General features: G+C 65.7%; 11 protein-coding genes. 9 read left to right on the forward strand and 2 right to left on the reverse strand.

The features are described 5' to 3' along the window. The first annotated feature begins 50 nt into the window (after positions 1–50). The 7 genes from NQ038_RS06825 to nrdR all read left to right on the forward strand — a co-directional run bounded on the left by NQ038_RS06825 (position 51) and on the right by nrdR (position 8,388). Complete coding sequence (locus NQ038_RS06825; protein WP_257046559.1) at positions 51–359, forward strand: YggT family protein; 309 nt, start codon at positions 51–53, stop codon at positions 357–359. A gap of 173 nt (positions 360–532) precedes the next feature. Then, entirely contained in the window at positions 533–1,357 is an 825-nt protein-coding gene (locus NQ038_RS06830) for a DivIVA domain-containing protein (protein WP_257046558.1), read from the forward strand. Between the two features lie 100 nt (positions 1,358–1,457). After that, positions 1,458–1,997 carry a signal peptidase II gene (locus NQ038_RS06835; RefSeq protein ID WP_257062182.1) on the forward strand — a complete coding sequence of 180 codons (540 nt, stop codon included), beginning with the start codon at positions 1,458–1,460 and terminating at the stop codon, positions 1,995–1,997. Next, the gene (locus tag NQ038_RS06840; RefSeq protein ID WP_257046556.1) at positions 1,994–2,923 is read left to right on the forward strand and encodes an RluA family pseudouridine synthase; all 930 of its coding nucleotides are present in this window, start codon (positions 1,994–1,996) and stop codon (positions 2,921–2,923) included. The genes NQ038_RS06835 and NQ038_RS06840 overlap by 4 nt, the downstream gene beginning before the upstream one ends. 16 nt (positions 2,924–2,939) lie before the next feature. Further along, a complete protein-coding gene (gene dnaE, locus NQ038_RS06845) occupies positions 2,940–6,521 on the forward strand; it encodes a DNA polymerase III subunit alpha (protein WP_257062183.1) in 3,582 nt (1,193 codons plus the stop codon). Positions 6,522–6,532: 11 nt separating this feature from the next. Next, positions 6,533–7,843, forward strand: a complete 1,311-nt coding sequence (gene hisD / locus NQ038_RS06850; RefSeq protein ID WP_257062185.1) for a histidinol dehydrogenase — start codon at positions 6,533–6,535, stop codon at positions 7,841–7,843. Between the two features lie 50 nt (positions 7,844–7,893). Then, complete coding sequence (nrdR, locus tag NQ038_RS06855; RefSeq protein WP_257046553.1) at positions 7,894–8,388, forward strand: transcriptional regulator NrdR; 495 nt, start codon at positions 7,894–7,896, stop codon at positions 8,386–8,388. Between the two features lie 84 nt (positions 8,389–8,472). On the opposite strand, the gene NQ038_RS06860 is transcribed toward nrdR, so the two are convergent. Continuing rightward, complete coding sequence (locus NQ038_RS06860) at positions 8,473–10,710, reverse strand: UvrD-helicase domain-containing protein (protein ID WP_257062187.1); 2,238 nt, start codon at positions 10,708–10,710, stop codon at positions 8,473–8,475. A gap of 82 nt (positions 10,711–10,792) precedes the next feature. After that, positions 10,793–11,584 (reverse strand): spermidine synthase, encoded by a 792-nt coding sequence (locus NQ038_RS06865; RefSeq protein WP_257062189.1) that lies wholly within the window; start codon positions 11,582–11,584, stop codon positions 10,793–10,795. Between the two features lie 132 nt (positions 11,585–11,716). Here NQ038_RS06865 and NQ038_RS06870 point away from each other — a divergent pair, with 132 nt between their 5' ends. Together NQ038_RS06870 and NQ038_RS06875 are read left to right on the forward strand one after the other, a co-directional pair. Continuing rightward, the gene (locus NQ038_RS06870; protein ID WP_257062190.1) at positions 11,717–12,883 is read left to right on the forward strand and encodes a DUF4192 domain-containing protein; all 1,167 of its coding nucleotides are present in this window, start codon (positions 11,717–11,719) and stop codon (positions 12,881–12,883) included. A 206-nt stretch (positions 12,884–13,089) separates the two neighbouring features. After that, positions 13,090–14,511 (forward strand): RNA polymerase sigma factor, encoded by a 1,422-nt coding sequence (locus tag NQ038_RS06875; RefSeq protein WP_373456789.1) that lies wholly within the window; start codon positions 13,090–13,092, stop codon positions 14,509–14,511. The last annotated feature ends 62 nt before the right edge of the window (positions 14,512–14,573 follow it).

Raw genomic sequence — 14,573 nt, forward strand, 5'->3', positions numbered from 1 at the left:
GGTCGCTGTATGACCGGTGGCGAGAACTACGACGGAAGGCGTCAAAACACGTGGGCATCGTCCTCTACATCCTGGGTTTCGCACTCAACCTCTACGGGTTCGTTCTGCTGGCCCGTGTCGTCATCGACCTGATCCAGGTCTTCGCCCGTGATTGGCGGCCGAGGGGCTTCCTGCTGGTGGTCTGCGAACTCGTCTATTCCCTGACCGATCCGCCCATCAATCTGCTGCGCAGGATCATCCCCCCGCTGCGGTTGGGCACCGTCGCCCTTGACCTGGGCTTCATCGTCCTGTATATGGTTGTGCAATTCCTCTCCGCGCTGCTGCTCAATGCGGGCCGGGCCATGATCGCCCTGGGCTGAAGTTCTCAGCGTTCTGTGCCTATGATGGACTCGTTGCAGGACCGCTGCTTCACGTCGTTTAATGTGATTGGCTGCAAGACAAGAACAACGGTCGTGCTGTACAGTGATGAAATTGTTAGGCATCTGCACTGACGTGCAGGGCAGTGGACTATTACTCAACCGAAGGTGGCCTCATGGCGCTTACGCCTGAAGACGTAGTGAACAAGCGGTTCCAGCACGTCAAGTTCCGCGAAGGATACGACCAGGACGAGGTCGACGATTTCCTCGACGAGGTCGTCGTCGAACTGCGTCGGCTCTATCAGGAGAACGACTCGCTGCGGCAGAAGCTCTCGGAAGCCGAGGCCAAGGCAGCCGAGCTCCAGAAGGACGGCGGAAAGGCCGCAGCGGCGCCTGCTGCGCCCAAGGTTGAGGATCCGCAGGCGACACAGGCGATGCCCGCGGCCAAGCCCGTCGAAGAGCCGAAGAAGGAAGCCGCACCGGCTTCGCCGGTCGTGGCCCCGCAGGCCCCGGCGGCGGCTCCAGCGGCCACGGCCCCGGCCAAGCCGGCTCCGGAACCGGCCAAGGAGGCCAAGGAGGAGCCGAAGGAAGAGGCCAAGTCCCAGCCGGCCAAGGCGGCAGAACCGAAGCAGGCAGAGGCTCCTGCACCGGCGGCGAACGCCGGCGGCGATGCAGCCGGGCTCATCGCACTGGCGCAGAAGGTCCACGACGAGCATGTGGCAGAGGGTAAGAAGACCCGTGACAAGCTCATCGCGGATGCTAAGACGGAGGCCTCCGGCATCGTCACGGCCGCGGAGAAGAAGCGCGACGATACGCTCAACCAGCTGGAGACCCAGAAGTCGAACCTCGAACGTGAGCTCGACGTGCTGCAGAACTTCGAGCGCCAGTACCGGACGCGTTTGAAGAGCTACCTGAGCGATCAGCTGCGCGAACTGGAGAACTCCAGCTCCCTGGCCCCGGAGACCCTGGGCCAGGCGGGTAACGCAAAGCACTCGCTCTGACCTGTTCCAGGTTCTGGTTCGCAGGCGGGGCCGTCCTTCCCGAGGGAGGGGCGGCCCCGCCTGTATGGTTCACGGGGAGCGCACCGGTAGACTTGGGTGAGTGGTGGTAGACAAACAAGACGGCGCCCGGATCGGGCGTCCACGGATCTGGCTGTTCGCGGTGGCCCTGCTCGTGGTGCTGGCCGACCAGGGGACGAAGGCCCTGGCCGTCGCATTCCTGGCGGGGCGACCCAGAGTGCCGGTGCTCGGCGATCTGGCCGGGCTGACGTTCCTGCGCAACCCGGGTGCGGCACTGGGGCTGGGTTCGAACACGACCTGGCTGTTCGCGGTCATTGCGATCATCGTGTTCGCGGCCATCCTCATCTCGGTCCGCCGCCTGCGCTCGGTCACGTGGGGCGCGGGCCTGGGCCTGTTGTTGGGCGGACTGGTCGGTAATCTGATCGATCGGCTGTTCCGCGCACCCGGTGTCTTCCACGGGGCCGTCGTGGATTTCATCGATCTGTACTTCTTCGTGTGCAATGTCGCCGATATCGCCATCACGGGGGCAGCGGTCCTCATCATCATCGCGAGTCTCAAGGGGATCCCGTTCGGGGTCGCCACGCACTCCGATCACGCGCAGCAGGAGGTAGATCCGGTATGACGGAACGTTCTTTTCTGGTCCCCGACGGACTCGAGGGGGAGCGCGTCGATGCGGCCCTGAGCCGCCTGTTGGGGTTGTCCCGGACCGCGGTCGCCCAGATCGCACAGGCCGGGGGGATCGTCGTCGATGGCCGCCCTGCGGGCAAGTCGGACCGGCTGAGCTCCGGGGTGCGCATCGACGTGGAACTGCCCGAACCGAAGCCGGCCCCGCGCATTGTGGCCGAGCCGGTTCCGGGCATGCGGGTGATCTACGACGATGACGCCTTCGTCGTCGTCGACAAACCGGTGGGCGTCGCGGCACATGCTGCGGCCGGTTGGCACGGTCCCACCGTGATTGGCGGCTTGGCCGCCGCGGGATACCACATCGCCACCTCGGGTGCGCCCGAACGACAGGGGATCGTGCACCGACTCGACGTCGGGACCTCGGGCGTGATGGTCGTGGCCAAGGGCGAACACGCCTATTCCGTGCTCAAACACGCCTTCAAGGAGCGCACGGTCTCGAAGACCTACCATGCGCTGGTCCAGGGGCTGCCCGATCCGGTGATCGGCACGATCGAGGCCCCGATCGGGCGCAATCCGCGGCGCGACGGGCTCTACGCGGTGCGCACCGACGGCAAGCATGCGGTGACCCACTATGAACTGTTGGAGGCCTTTCGCTCTGCGAGCCTGCTCGAAGTGCACCTGGAAACCGGTCGGACCCACCAGATCCGTGTGCACATGTCGGCGACCAAGCACCCGTGCTGTGGCGATCTGCCCTATGGGGCCGATCCGGTGTTGGCCGCCCGCCTGGGATTGAATCGCCAGTGGCTACACGCCGTCCGGCTCGGTTTCACCCACCCGGAGACCGGGGAGTGGGTCGAATTCGAAAGCGAATATCCCGCGGACCTGCGACACGCCCTCGACGTGCTGCGCGATCCGCGGGCCTGATTTCTGCGAGGGGAAAATGGCAGACGATTTCGTCCACCTGCACGTCCATACGGAATACTCCATGCTGGACGGGGCCGCCCGCCTGGGCGACCTGATGAAGGCCGCCAATGAAATGGGCATGAAGGCCATGGCGACCACCGACCACGGTTATCTGTTCGGTGCCTTCGACTTCTGGAAACAGGCGACGGACGCCGGGATCAAACCGATCATCGGGGTTGAGGCCTATGTCACCCCCGGTACCGCGCGCGGGGACAAGACCCGTGTGAAATGGCGGACCGATGAGTCCCAGCGCGGCGATGACGTCTCCGGCGGCGGCGCATACACCCATATGACGCTGCTGTCGAAGAACAACACGGGTATGCACAATCTGTTCAAGGCCTCATCCCTGGCCTCCTTGGATTCGGTGTTCGCCAAATGGCCCAGGATCGACCGCGAACTGCTCGACACCTACAGTGAGGGGCTGATCGCCACGACAGGCTGCCCCTCGGGGGAGGTGCAGACCCGCCTGCGCCTGGGCCAGTACGAGGAGGCGCGCAAGGCGGCCGGGACGTACAGGGAGATCTTCGGGGCGGAGAACTACTTCTGCGAGATCATGGACCACGGGATCTCGATCGAACGCCGCGTGATGGGCGATCTGATCCGCCTGGCCCGTGAGCTGGACCTGCCCCTGGTGGCCACGAACGATCTGCACTACACCCACGAATCCGACGCCAAGGCGCACGAGGCCCTGCTGGCGATCCAGTCGGGCTCCAAGCTGATCGAGCCGACCTATGACCAGGGCGGTTCGCGCTTCGCCTTCAACGGGTCGGGCTACTATCTGAAGTCTCCGGCGGAGATGCGCGCGCTGTTCAAGGATTTCCCCGAAGCCTGTGACAATACCCTGCGAATCGCTGAGATGTGCGAGGTGTCCTTCGACACCACCGCCAACTACATGCCGAAGTTCCCCTGCCCACCGGGTGAGGACGAGACCTCATGGTTGATCAAAGAGGTCGATAAGGGCATGCACTACCGATTCCCGGACGGTGTGCCCGAGGACGCCAGGAAACAGGCCGACTACGAACTCGACGTCATCATCCAGATGGGGTTCCCCGGTTACTTCCTGGTAGTCGCGGACTTCATCAACTGGTCGAAGGACAACGGGATCAGGGTGGGACCCGGCCGCGGTTCCGGTGCCGGATCCATGGTCGCCTATGCGATGCGCATTACGGAGCTCAACCCGCTCGAGCACGGTCTGTTCTTCGAACGGTTCCTCAACCCCGATCGCATTTCGATGCCCGACTTCGACGTGGACTTCGACGATCGGCGGCGCACCGAGGCGATCGATTATGTGACCCGGCGCTACGGCGCGGATTACGTCGCCCAGATCGTGACCTTCGGTACGATCAAGACGAAACAGGCCCTCAAGGACTCGGCCCGGGTGTTGGGCAAGCCCTTCAGCCTGGGCGAACGCCTGACCAAGGCCCTGCCCCCGGCGGACCAGGCCAAAGACATCCCGCTGAAGAACATCATGACCCCGGACGCACCGCGCTACAACGAGGCGGGGGAATTCCGGGAGCTGTTGGAGACCGAACCGGAGGCCCGCGAGGTCTTCGATACGGCGCTGGGCCTGGAGGGCCTGAAGCGGCAGTGGGGTGTGCACGCGGCGGGGGTCATCATGTCCTCGGCGCCCGTCGACAGTGTCATCCCGATCATGCGCCGCTTCCAGGACGGCCAGGTGATCACCCAGTTCGAATACCCGATCGCCGAGGGCCTGGGCCTGATCAAGATGGACTTCCTGGGGTTGCGCAACCTCACGATCATCTCCGACGCCCTGTCCAACATCAAGCTCAACAGGGATTTCGACCTCGATCTGGAACATCTGCCGCTGGACGACCGGCCCTCTTACGAGCTGCTGGGCCGTGGCGATACGATCGGGGTCTTCCAGCTCGATGGCGGCGGGCTGCAGGCCCTGCTGCGGCTGATGAAGCCGGACAACTTCGACGACATCTCGGCGACCATCGCCCTGTACCGGCCCGGCCCGATGGGTGCGGATTCGCATACGAACTTCGCCCTGCGCAAGAACGGGCGCCAGGAGATCACTCCGATCCATCCGGAACTGGAGGAAGCGCTCAAGGACATTCTGGCGGAGTCGCACGGTCTGATCATCTACCAGGAGCAGGTGATGCAGATTGCGCAGAGGGTGGCCGGCTATTCCCTGGGCCAGGCCGATCTGTTGCGCCGCGCCATGGGTAAGAAGAAGAAGTCGATTCTGGACAAGGAATTCGGCCCCTTCTCCGAGGGGATGAAGGAACACGGCTACTCGATGGAGGCGGTCCAGGCCCTGTGGGACATTCTGGTGCCGTTCAGTCAGTACGCCTTCAACAAGGCCCACTCTGCAGCCTATGGGCTGGTCTCGTACTGGACCGCCTACCTCAAGTGCCACTATCCGGCCGAGTACATGGCGGCCCTGTTGACAAGCGTGGGAGACAACAAGGACAAGCTGGCGCTGTATCTCAACGAGTGCCGCAAGATGCACATCACGGTGCTCCAGCCCGATGTCAACGAATCCCAGCAGAACTTCGCCGCAGTCGGCGAGGACATCCGCTTCGGGATGGGCGCGGTGCGCAATGTCGGCTCCCACGTCGTCGAGGGAATCCGCCAGGCACGTGAGGAGAAGGGCGCGTTCACCAGTTTCTCGGACTTCCTGGACAAGGTGCCGCAGAACGTGTGCAATAAGCGCACCATCGAATCGCTCATCAAAGCAGGTGGCTTCGACTCGCTGGGTCATACCCGCCGTTCACTCGTGGAGATCCACGAAGAGGCCGTCGATTCCGTCATCGGAGTCAAACGGCAGGAGGCCGCCGGACAGTTCGATCTGTTCGCCGGGCTCGGTGGCGATGACGAGGACGAGGCCAACGCCTTCAGCGTTCCGGTGCCCGACCGTCCGGAGTGGGACAAGAAGGAGAAGCTGGCGTTCGAACGCGAGATGATCGGCCTCTACGTCTCCGACCACCCGCTCAATGGGCTCGAGGGCGTGCTGAGCCAGGAGGCGGATCTGCCGATCGTCGATCTGATGAACCCGGAGAACCACCGGCCCGACGGCTCCACCGTCAAGGTCTGCGGGATGATCACGACCCTGCAACGCCGCGTTTCGAAGAATTCGGGCAAGCCCTATGCGATCGTCACCGTCGAAGACCTCGAGGCCTCGATCGACATCATGTTCTTCGGCGATGTCTACGAGCCGGTTGCCAGCCTGCTGCAAAACGACCTGGTCATCACCGTCACCGGCGTCATCAGGAAATCGGATGAGCGCCCAACGGAGCTCATGGCGCGCTCCATGACGATTCCCGATGTCACCGATCCGGCCGATCGGCCCCTGTACGTGTCACTGCCCTTGGAACGCTGCACCCCGCAATTGGTGGAGCGCCTGGGCGATGTGCTGCGCGCCAACTCCGGTCCCACCGAGGTTCTGTTGAACCTGACCCAGCCGGGGCGGCGCACCGTGATGAGGCTGGACCGATCGGTCAGGGTGACCCCCGGCCCCAGCCTGTTCGGGGACCTCAAAGCACTGCTCGGCCCCCGCTGTTTGAGTACCCACGGCGGCCAGGGCGCCGCATAGAAAGGTAGACGATGTACGAGCTGAGACGAATCGATCTGCGCGGTATGCGCCTGGACCGGGCCACCCTGCGCCGGCATCTGCCGCGCGCCCAGGAGACCGGGCAAGCGGCCGCACAGGCGGTGCGGGGGACTCTGGACCGGGTCGCAGCCGAGGGCCGGGCGGCCGTACTCGACTTCACGGAGCGGTTCGACGGGGTCCGACCCAGCGCCCTGCGAGTCGCCGGGCAGCACATCGAGGCGGCGGTCGCCGGGCTCGACCCGGCGATCCGTTCCGCTCTGCGCGAGTCGATTCGACGCGCGCGGATCGTGGCGGAGGCCGATAGGCGGACAGCCGTGACGAGCGAGCTGGGGCCGGACTCGACGGTGACGACCCGGTGGCTGCCGGTGGATCGTGTGGGTCTCTATGTGCCCGGCGGTCTGGCCGTCTACCCCTCGACGGTTGTGATGAACGTGGTGCCGGCCCAGGCCGCCGGTGTCGGATCACTGGCCATCGCCTCGCCCCCGCAGGCCGATACCGGGCTGCCACACCCGACGGTGCTCGCAGCCGCAGGGCTGCTCGGGGTGGACGAGGTCTGGGCGATCGGCGGCGCCCAGGCCATCGCAGCGCTGACCTACGGGTTCTCCGACGGTGAGGAACTCGAACCCGTAGACCTGATCACGGGGCCGGGCAACGCCTATGTCGCCGCGGCCAAGGCCCAGGTCCAGGGGACTGTCGGCATCGATGCGGTGGCCGGCCCCACGGAGATCATCGTGTTCGCCGATTCCACCGCCGATCCGCGTTATGTGGCGGCCGACCTGATCAGCCAGGCCGAACACGATCCGAATGCCGCGGCCGTGCTGGTCACCGCGGAGGAATCCGTGGCAGCGGCCGTCTCCGCGCAGGTCGCGGAGCAGGCACCGGCGGCTCGGCACGCCGACCGGATCGCCCGGGCGCTGGCCGGCAGCCAGTCTGCGATCGTCCTGATCGACGACAGGGAAGCCGCCCTGACGGTTCTCAACGCCTACGCCGGCGAGCACGTCGAACTACAGGTCGCCGATGCGGCTGCGGCCGCCGTGGCGCTGCGCAACGGCGGTTCGGTCTTCATCGGCCCATATTCGCCCGTGGCCCTGGGCGATTACTGCTCCGGGTCGAACCACGTTCTGCCCACCATGGGCACGGCGGCGTTCTCCTCGGCACTGGGGGTGCAGTCGTTCCTCAAGGGCAGCCAGATCATCGATTACTCCCGGGCCGGTCTGGAGCAGGTCGCGGCCGGCATCGAGGCCCTGGCGGAGGCGGAGAACCTACCCGCACACGGCAGGGCCGTGTCAATCCGGTTCGCCTGAGAGGGCGAACCGCCAGCAACGAGTCAATCAACCTACCCAAGTGAGGGACCATGCGCTGCCCATTCTGCCGCCACCCCGATTCCCGTGTCGTCGATTCCCGCACGACCGATGACGGCGGGTCGATCCGCAGGCGCCGGCAGTGTCCGAAATGCGGGCGACGGTTCACCACGATCGAGGCGACCAGCCTATCGGTCATCAAGCGCTCGGGCGTGACCGAGGAGTTCTCCCGTCAGAAGGTCGTCGCAGGAGTCCGCAAGGCATGCCAAGGGCGGCCCGTGAGCGAAGACGACCTGGCGAAGCTCGCACAGCGCGTCGAGGAGAAGATCCGCTCCCGTGGAATCGCGGAGATCGAAGCCGATGAGGTGGGCCTGGCGATCCTGGAGCCCCTGAGGGAACTGGACAATGTCGCCTATCTGCGCTTCGCAAGTGTTTACAAGGGCTTCGACTCACTGGAGGACTTCGAAGCGGAGATCGCAGGGCTGCGCCACGATCATGAGCTGCGCTCGGCCGAGGGTGAACAGAGCGCGAATGCGGAAACATCCTGAAATGTATGTATGATGGTGCTGTGCACGTGACGTGCACCCGCCGCGGGCGGCATCGGAGGGGAAGCCGACGCCGCCCGCGGTTTTTCACGCCGCGAGCGCTGCGCTGGTGAAGCCGACTTCGTCGAGTACCGACTCAGCGGTGTCGAGGATGCCCAGTCGGGCAGTCGAGCGGCTCAGCGCGACATAGAGTTCGCCGACCCCGGAGACGTCTCCTGACGGGGCGATGAGTCCCGGTTCGACGATGACGACGGAATCGAACTCCAGTCCCTTGGCCGCGGTGGGGTCGAGGACCGCCACCGTATGGTCCAGGCCGCTGGTGCCCATCCCGTAGTCGAGTCCGCTGCCGGTGAGCGCCTCCTCGACTCGCCGCAGATGGACGGCCGGGACGATAAGAGCCACCTTGCCGCCGGATACGGCCGCTGTCTCGGCGGCGATGAGTTCGGGCAGACGATGGGCGATCGCCGCGATGTCGGGTAGCCGCAGCCGCCATGGATCGGACTCACCCCGGCGAACCGGGGTGGGCAGGCTCAGCTGCGGGAAGAAGTGCCGCAGTAGCGCGTTTGCGGGTTCGAGGATCCGGCCCGGGGTGCGGTAGGAGACCGTGAGCTCGACGAGCTCGAAGCGCTTCCCCACATGGGGTGAGAGGACACTGCTCCAGGTCCGGTCGACGTCGACGTGTCTGGCCTGGGCCAGGTCGCCCACCAGAGTCGCCGATTTCGACGGCACACGGCGGAACAACAACCGCAGTTGCATGGGGGAGAGCTCCTGGGCCTCATCGGCCACCAGATGTCCGAAGGCCCATTCGCGGTCCTCGAGCGCGCGTTCGGCTACGGTGCCGCGGTCGGTGGACTCGCGCTGCCTGGCTGCCAGCTGGGACGCGGACAGCCAGGCGCCGGTGCCGGTGTTCTCCAGCACCGCGGCGGCGTATTCGTCCTCGGCCCCGCCACCGGTCCGCCGCGGAGGGGTATAAGTGCCGATGAGTTCCGCGATCTCGTCGAGCAGCGGTACGTCTTCGACGGTAATGGGTGCTCCCGATTCCCGACGGATCAGAGCCATTTCCGTGAGTTCGAGGATGCCGTCGGCGGCAGCGACGAGCTTCGCCGGTTTGCTCAGCAGCGCATCGAGCACCCCACGGGGCGTCAGGGGCAGCCAGCACAGGTTGATGGCGATCTTGACCGCCTGCGACATGCGCAGATCGTCGTAGATCTCCTGGCGCTTCTCCGCGCTCAACTCGCCCAGGGACTTCGGCGCGGCCAGCTGACCGGCCAGGGCGTCGACGACGGCGGAGGCGAAGACGTCACGGGACTCGTTGTGGTGGATCGAGTGGAAGCGGGCGGCGCGCATTGCCGAGCGGACGATCTTCGGCGTCAGCGACACCGACTTGCGCCCGACAGCCAGACGCTGTGGTTCGCGCGGGACGCGCTCATATCCCGCGACGGCGCGCTCGATGACCTCGACCATGCGCAGATCGCCTTTGACGCGCGAGGCCCTGGGCGCGTCCAGTAGTGTCGTGTCCACTCCGGGGTAGAGCTGGCCCGGGGTCAGGAGGACGGCGCCGGTCTCGCCCAGGCTGGGCAGGACCTGCTCGATGTAACGGAGGAACGTGGGGGAGGGGCCCACGATGAGCACGCCGGAGTTCTCGATCCGCTTGCGGTGCTGGTAGAGCAGATAAGCGGCGCGGTGCAGGGCGACGGCCGTCTTTCCCGTACCGGGGCCGCCCTGCACGACCACGACGCGGTCCAGCGGCTTGCGGATGATCGCATCCTGTTCGGCCTGGATCGTCGCGACGATATCGGACATGCGCCCGGTCCGGCCGGCTTCGAGCGCGGCGATCAGCGCACCCTCGCCCTGCAGGTGGGTGCCACCGGTGGCGGCCAGCGCTTGGGCGTTGAGGACATCGTCCTCGATGCTGACCACCCGTCGTGAGCGCGTGCCCAGGTGGCGGCGCAACACGATGTCTCCCGGGTCCACCGCGGTGGCCCGATAGAACGGCTCGCTGGCGGGTGCCCGCCAGTCCATCAGCAACTGTCGATGCTGGGCATCGGAGATACCGATGCGTCCGATATAGGTCGTCGTGGAATCGAGGGTGTCGATCCGGCCGAAGCACAGACCCTCCTCGGCTCCGCGCAACCGCAGCAGCTGGTCTTCGTACAGGGTGGCGAAGGCGTCGCGCTCACTGCGGTTCTGCCTATTGCCCCCGACCTCTGTGATGCGTACCTTGGCCAGTTCGCGCGTGGCCTCGGCCCGCAGTTCGTCGACCCGGGAGTACAGCCTGTCCAGATTGTGCTGTTCGAGCTCACGTTCGTTGTTTTCGCCCACCATTGCCCTTTCCAATCGGCCTACAAGTCTATCCTGTGGGTCAAGGGGGCGGTGGAGCGTTCCAACTGTTTCAGTTCGCCCTGTTTCAGTTCGCGCCGCAGTATCGGTCCAGGTCCCCTCCGGTGAGAACGGCGGCCTGGGCCGGCCCCCTGCGCAGGGCCTTGGCAATCGCGATCAGATCGGGTTCCTCCATGGTGGCCAGCGCCACTACGTTGCCCCACCTGCGGCCCCTGATCTGTCCGGGATCGGCTGCCAGTGCGACGTGGGTGAAGCGGGAGCGCATTCGCAGGACCTCGGAGCGCAGGGCATCGTGTGGGGGCCGGTCCGCGATGTTCGCCAGGTAGACGCCGGTCGGCTTGAGTGCGCGGGCGCATGCGGAGAAGAAGGCGTCGTCGGCCAGGGCAGGGGGTGTGGTGTCCCCTGCGAAGGCGTCTCGGACGACCACATCGAGGCTGCCGGGGGCGAACGTCGCGATCTCCGCGGCGCCGTCGCCCGGGCGCAGCGCCAGGCGGGGTGCCCGGGGCAGGTCGAACCATTCGCGGACCAGAGTCAGTAGTTTCGCATCGATGTCGACCGCCGTCTGCCTGGCCTGTGGATAACGGGCGGCGGCCCAACGCGGCAGGGCGCATGCGGCCGCGCCGATATGGACCATCCTGGGGTGGTCTGTGCCCAGTTGGACCTCCAGAATGCGCGACATCCAGTCGAGGTATTCGAAGTCGAGTCGGGTCGGCTCCCCGATGGTCACGGGTGAGGAGGGGACGCCGTTGACCCAGAGTACCCAGCTGTTGGGCTCGCCCGCGACCGGCTCAAGTCGCGCGGTACCGGTGTCGATGTCGAATTCTCTGATGTCCTGTGTCCGTGTGCGCTTGCGTCCCATGGGTGAAAGCCTACCGACCGTGTGGCACAGGTTGGTCGACCGGCGCATCAGCACCTGTGGACACCGGGCCGGGAATCCACAGGCCCTGGGAGGGCTATGGCCAGGCGGTGGCCGACGGGGGACGGTATGGGTATGGAAACCCATGATGCAGTCATCCGCAGCCAGGCCGATATCGTCGGCGCCATCCCCCACATCCTGGGCTACGAGCCGGAGGACAGCCTGGTTCTGGCCGCCGTCGTCGGCACGACGGGGCGCTCCCGACTGGGACCCGTGATGCGCCTGGATATGGACTTCGTCCAGGCCGACCGGATCCGCGGGCGGGACTACGGCCGGATCGTCGAACTGTTGGAATCGGGCCCGGATATCGTCGAGGTGATTCCCGTTCTGTTCAGCGAGGACGTGGCCCGGGCGTATGGCGGCGACGATGGGCCCTTGGAGTCTCCGAGGCTGTTCGCCCATTTCGCCCGTCCCATTCAGGGGCTGTGCGATGAGCTCGTGCGCTCCGGTTACGAGGTCTACTCATCCCTGTGGGTCGGGGCGGAGCACATCGGCTCGCTGCTCCCGCCGGGTATCCTGCAGACCCGGCAGGCGGCCCGCAGCAGTACGGCGGCAACCGAGATGATCGTACGCGGTTCCCAGGCGGGGCGGACCTTCGATGATGTCGTGGCCCTGCCGCCGCCGGATTCGGATCTGCTGGAGGACATCGCACACTGGCGCGCGGTGCGGCCGGAACCACCCGAGCTGTTGGAGGCGCTGGTGGCACAATTGGGACGGCTGGCCACCGCCCTGGCGAAAGGGGGAGAAGTCCGGGAATCGACCGGGTTCGTGTCCGCACAGGTGGTGTTGGCGGTCGAATGGATGGTTTCTACCAAGGTCACCCGTGACGGACTGGAGATGTTGCTGTGCCTGGACCACCCCGATCTGCCGGTGCAGGAGCTGGTGGGCCTGGACGGGGTCGAACTGCTGGCCCGCGGCCTACCCGTGTTCGCCTCTCACACGGCCGCTGCGCACCTGCCAGGGCTCTCAGCCCGAAAGCCCGACGCGGTACGGCTGTCAGCTGCGGTCGAAATCTTGCGGACGGTGCTGGTGCACTGTCGTGAATCCGCCGTCCCGCGGGTCCTGGGTGTCATCGCCTGGTTCGAATGGGCCAGGGGAGCAGGGTCCTTCGCAGACCACTATGCGGCCCTGGCGTTGCGGGCGGACCCGGGGGAATCCCTGGCCCGGTTGGTGTCCACTGCGGTCCAGGCCGGCCTGAGTCCGTGTTGGATGAGTCCGGGGAAGTGGAACCGTCGTATATGAGACTCCTCACATGCAGACTGGGGAGGAGTGTGGCAGGAGTCCCGGAAATCCGGGCGGAGCCGATTCGCGGGCGTGGGAATATCGTGGCAGAATGCGGTGTTGACCCGGTTGCGTCCCGCGACAGGCAGGCCTATGTCCAGAAGCCCCGCGGAACTCGACCAGGGTCTTCGTGTTTCCCGAACGCACAGGGACCGTCCGCAGAACAGTTGAAAGGTGCACTCTTGCCGACCAAGAAGGATTCGAGCGCTGCAGCCGAAACCACCGCCACCGTGAAGGCGCCCGCAAAGAAGTCCACCACGACCAAGGCGGCGGGTACCGCAGAGAAGGCACCCGCAGCGAAGAAGACGACAACGCGCAGGACCACGACGAAGTCGACTGCGGGCAAGACCACGGCCAAGTCGACTGCGGGCAAGACCGCGGCCAAGTCGACTAAGACGACGACCAAGGCGAAGTCGACCACACGCAAGACCACCAAGACCGCAGCGGGGAAGTCCACGACCGCGAAGGGCGGCAGGGGGCGGCGTAAGAAGGACGATCTGGACTTGGTCGAGCTCGCTCCCACTGTCGAGGCGGAGCCGGAAGGTGTGCCCGACGAGAAGACCGAGACGAAGAACGCCGTCGAAGCACGACGCAATCAGTCGGTGAAGGACAAGGGCGGATTCGTCGTCTCCGACGCCGACGACGACGATCAGCCGGCCCAGCAGGTTGCCACGGCAGGGGCCACGGCGGACCCTGTCAAGGACTACCTCAAGCAGATCGGCAAGGTTGCGCTGCTCAATGCGGCGGAAGAGGTCGACCTGGCCAAGCGGATCGAAGCGGGAATGTACGCCGAGCATCTGCTGGGCGAGGGCAAGGTCACCGAGGCCCGCGATCAGCGCGACTACAAGTGGATCATCCACGACGGCCGGATCGCCAAGAACCACCTGCTGGAGGCCAATCTGCGACTGGTCGTTTCGCTGGCCAAACGCTACACGGGTCGCGGCATGCTGTTCCTGGATCTGATCCAGGAGGGCAATCTGGGCCTGATCCGCGCAGTGGAGAAGTTCGACTACACCAAGGGCTTCAAGTTCTCCACCTACGCCACCTGGTGGATCCGCCAGGCGATCACCCGTGCGATGGCCGATCAGGCCAGGACGATCCGCATCCCCGTGCACATGGTCGAGGTCATCAACAAGCTCGCCCGCGTGCAGCGTCAGATGCTGCAGGACCTGGGGCGCGAACCCACTCCCGAAGAGCTGGCCAAGGAACTCGATATGACGCCAGAACGCGTCGTCGAGGTGCAGAAGTACGGACGTGAGCCGATCTCATTACACACCCCGCTGGGTGAGGACGGCGATTCGGAGTTCGGCGATCTGATCGAGGACTCGGAGGCAGTGGTCCCCGCTGACTCGGTCAGCTTCACCCTGTTGCAGGAGCAGCTGCACTCGGTCCTGGACACGCTTTCCGAGCGCGAGGCCGGTGTCGTTTCGATGCGCTTCGGACTCAACGACGGGCAGCCCAAGACCCTCGACGAGATCGGCAAGGTCTACGGGGTGACCCGTGAGCGGATCCGCCAGATCGAGTCGAAGACCATGGCCAAGCTGCGCCACCCATCCCGCTCGCAGGTGCTGCGGGACTACCTGGACTGAGCGAGCCGGCGCACCGGCGATGCGGCCCCGGAACTTTCAGGAGTTCCGGGGCCGTCTGCTGT

The sequence above is a fragment of the Brevibacterium sp. 50QC2O2 genome, assembly GCF_024580675.1.
In the GTDB taxonomy this organism is placed as follows: domain Bacteria; phylum Actinomycetota; class Actinomycetes; order Actinomycetales; family Brevibacteriaceae; genus Brevibacterium; species Brevibacterium moorei.

Excerpts from the sequence above, each read along its gene's own strand:
- NQ038_RS06830 (WP_257046558.1), top strand. The coding sequence starts at position 533 with ATGGCGCTTACGCCTGAAGACGTAGTGAACAAGCGGTTCCAGCACGTC.
- NQ038_RS06840 (WP_257046556.1), top strand. The coding sequence starts at position 1,994 with ATGACGGAACGTTCTTTTCTGGTCCCCGACGGACTCGAGGGGGAGCGC.
- dnaE (WP_257062183.1), top strand. The coding sequence starts at position 2,940 with ATGGCAGACGATTTCGTCCACCTGCACGTCCATACGGAATACTCCATG.
- hisD (WP_257062185.1), top strand. The coding sequence starts at position 6,533 with ATGTACGAGCTGAGACGAATCGATCTGCGCGGTATGCGCCTGGACCGG.
- nrdR (WP_257046553.1), top strand. The coding sequence starts at position 7,894 with ATGCGCTGCCCATTCTGCCGCCACCCCGATTCCCGTGTCGTCGATTCC.
- NQ038_RS06860 (WP_257062187.1), bottom strand. The coding sequence starts at position 10,710 with ATGGTGGGCGAAAACAACGAACGTGAGCTCGAACAGCACAATCTGGAC.
- NQ038_RS06865 (WP_257062189.1), bottom strand. The coding sequence starts at position 11,584 with ATGGGACGCAAGCGCACACGGACACAGGACATCAGAGAATTCGACATC.
- NQ038_RS06870 (WP_257062190.1), top strand. The coding sequence starts at position 11,717 with ATGGAAACCCATGATGCAGTCATCCGCAGCCAGGCCGATATCGTCGGC.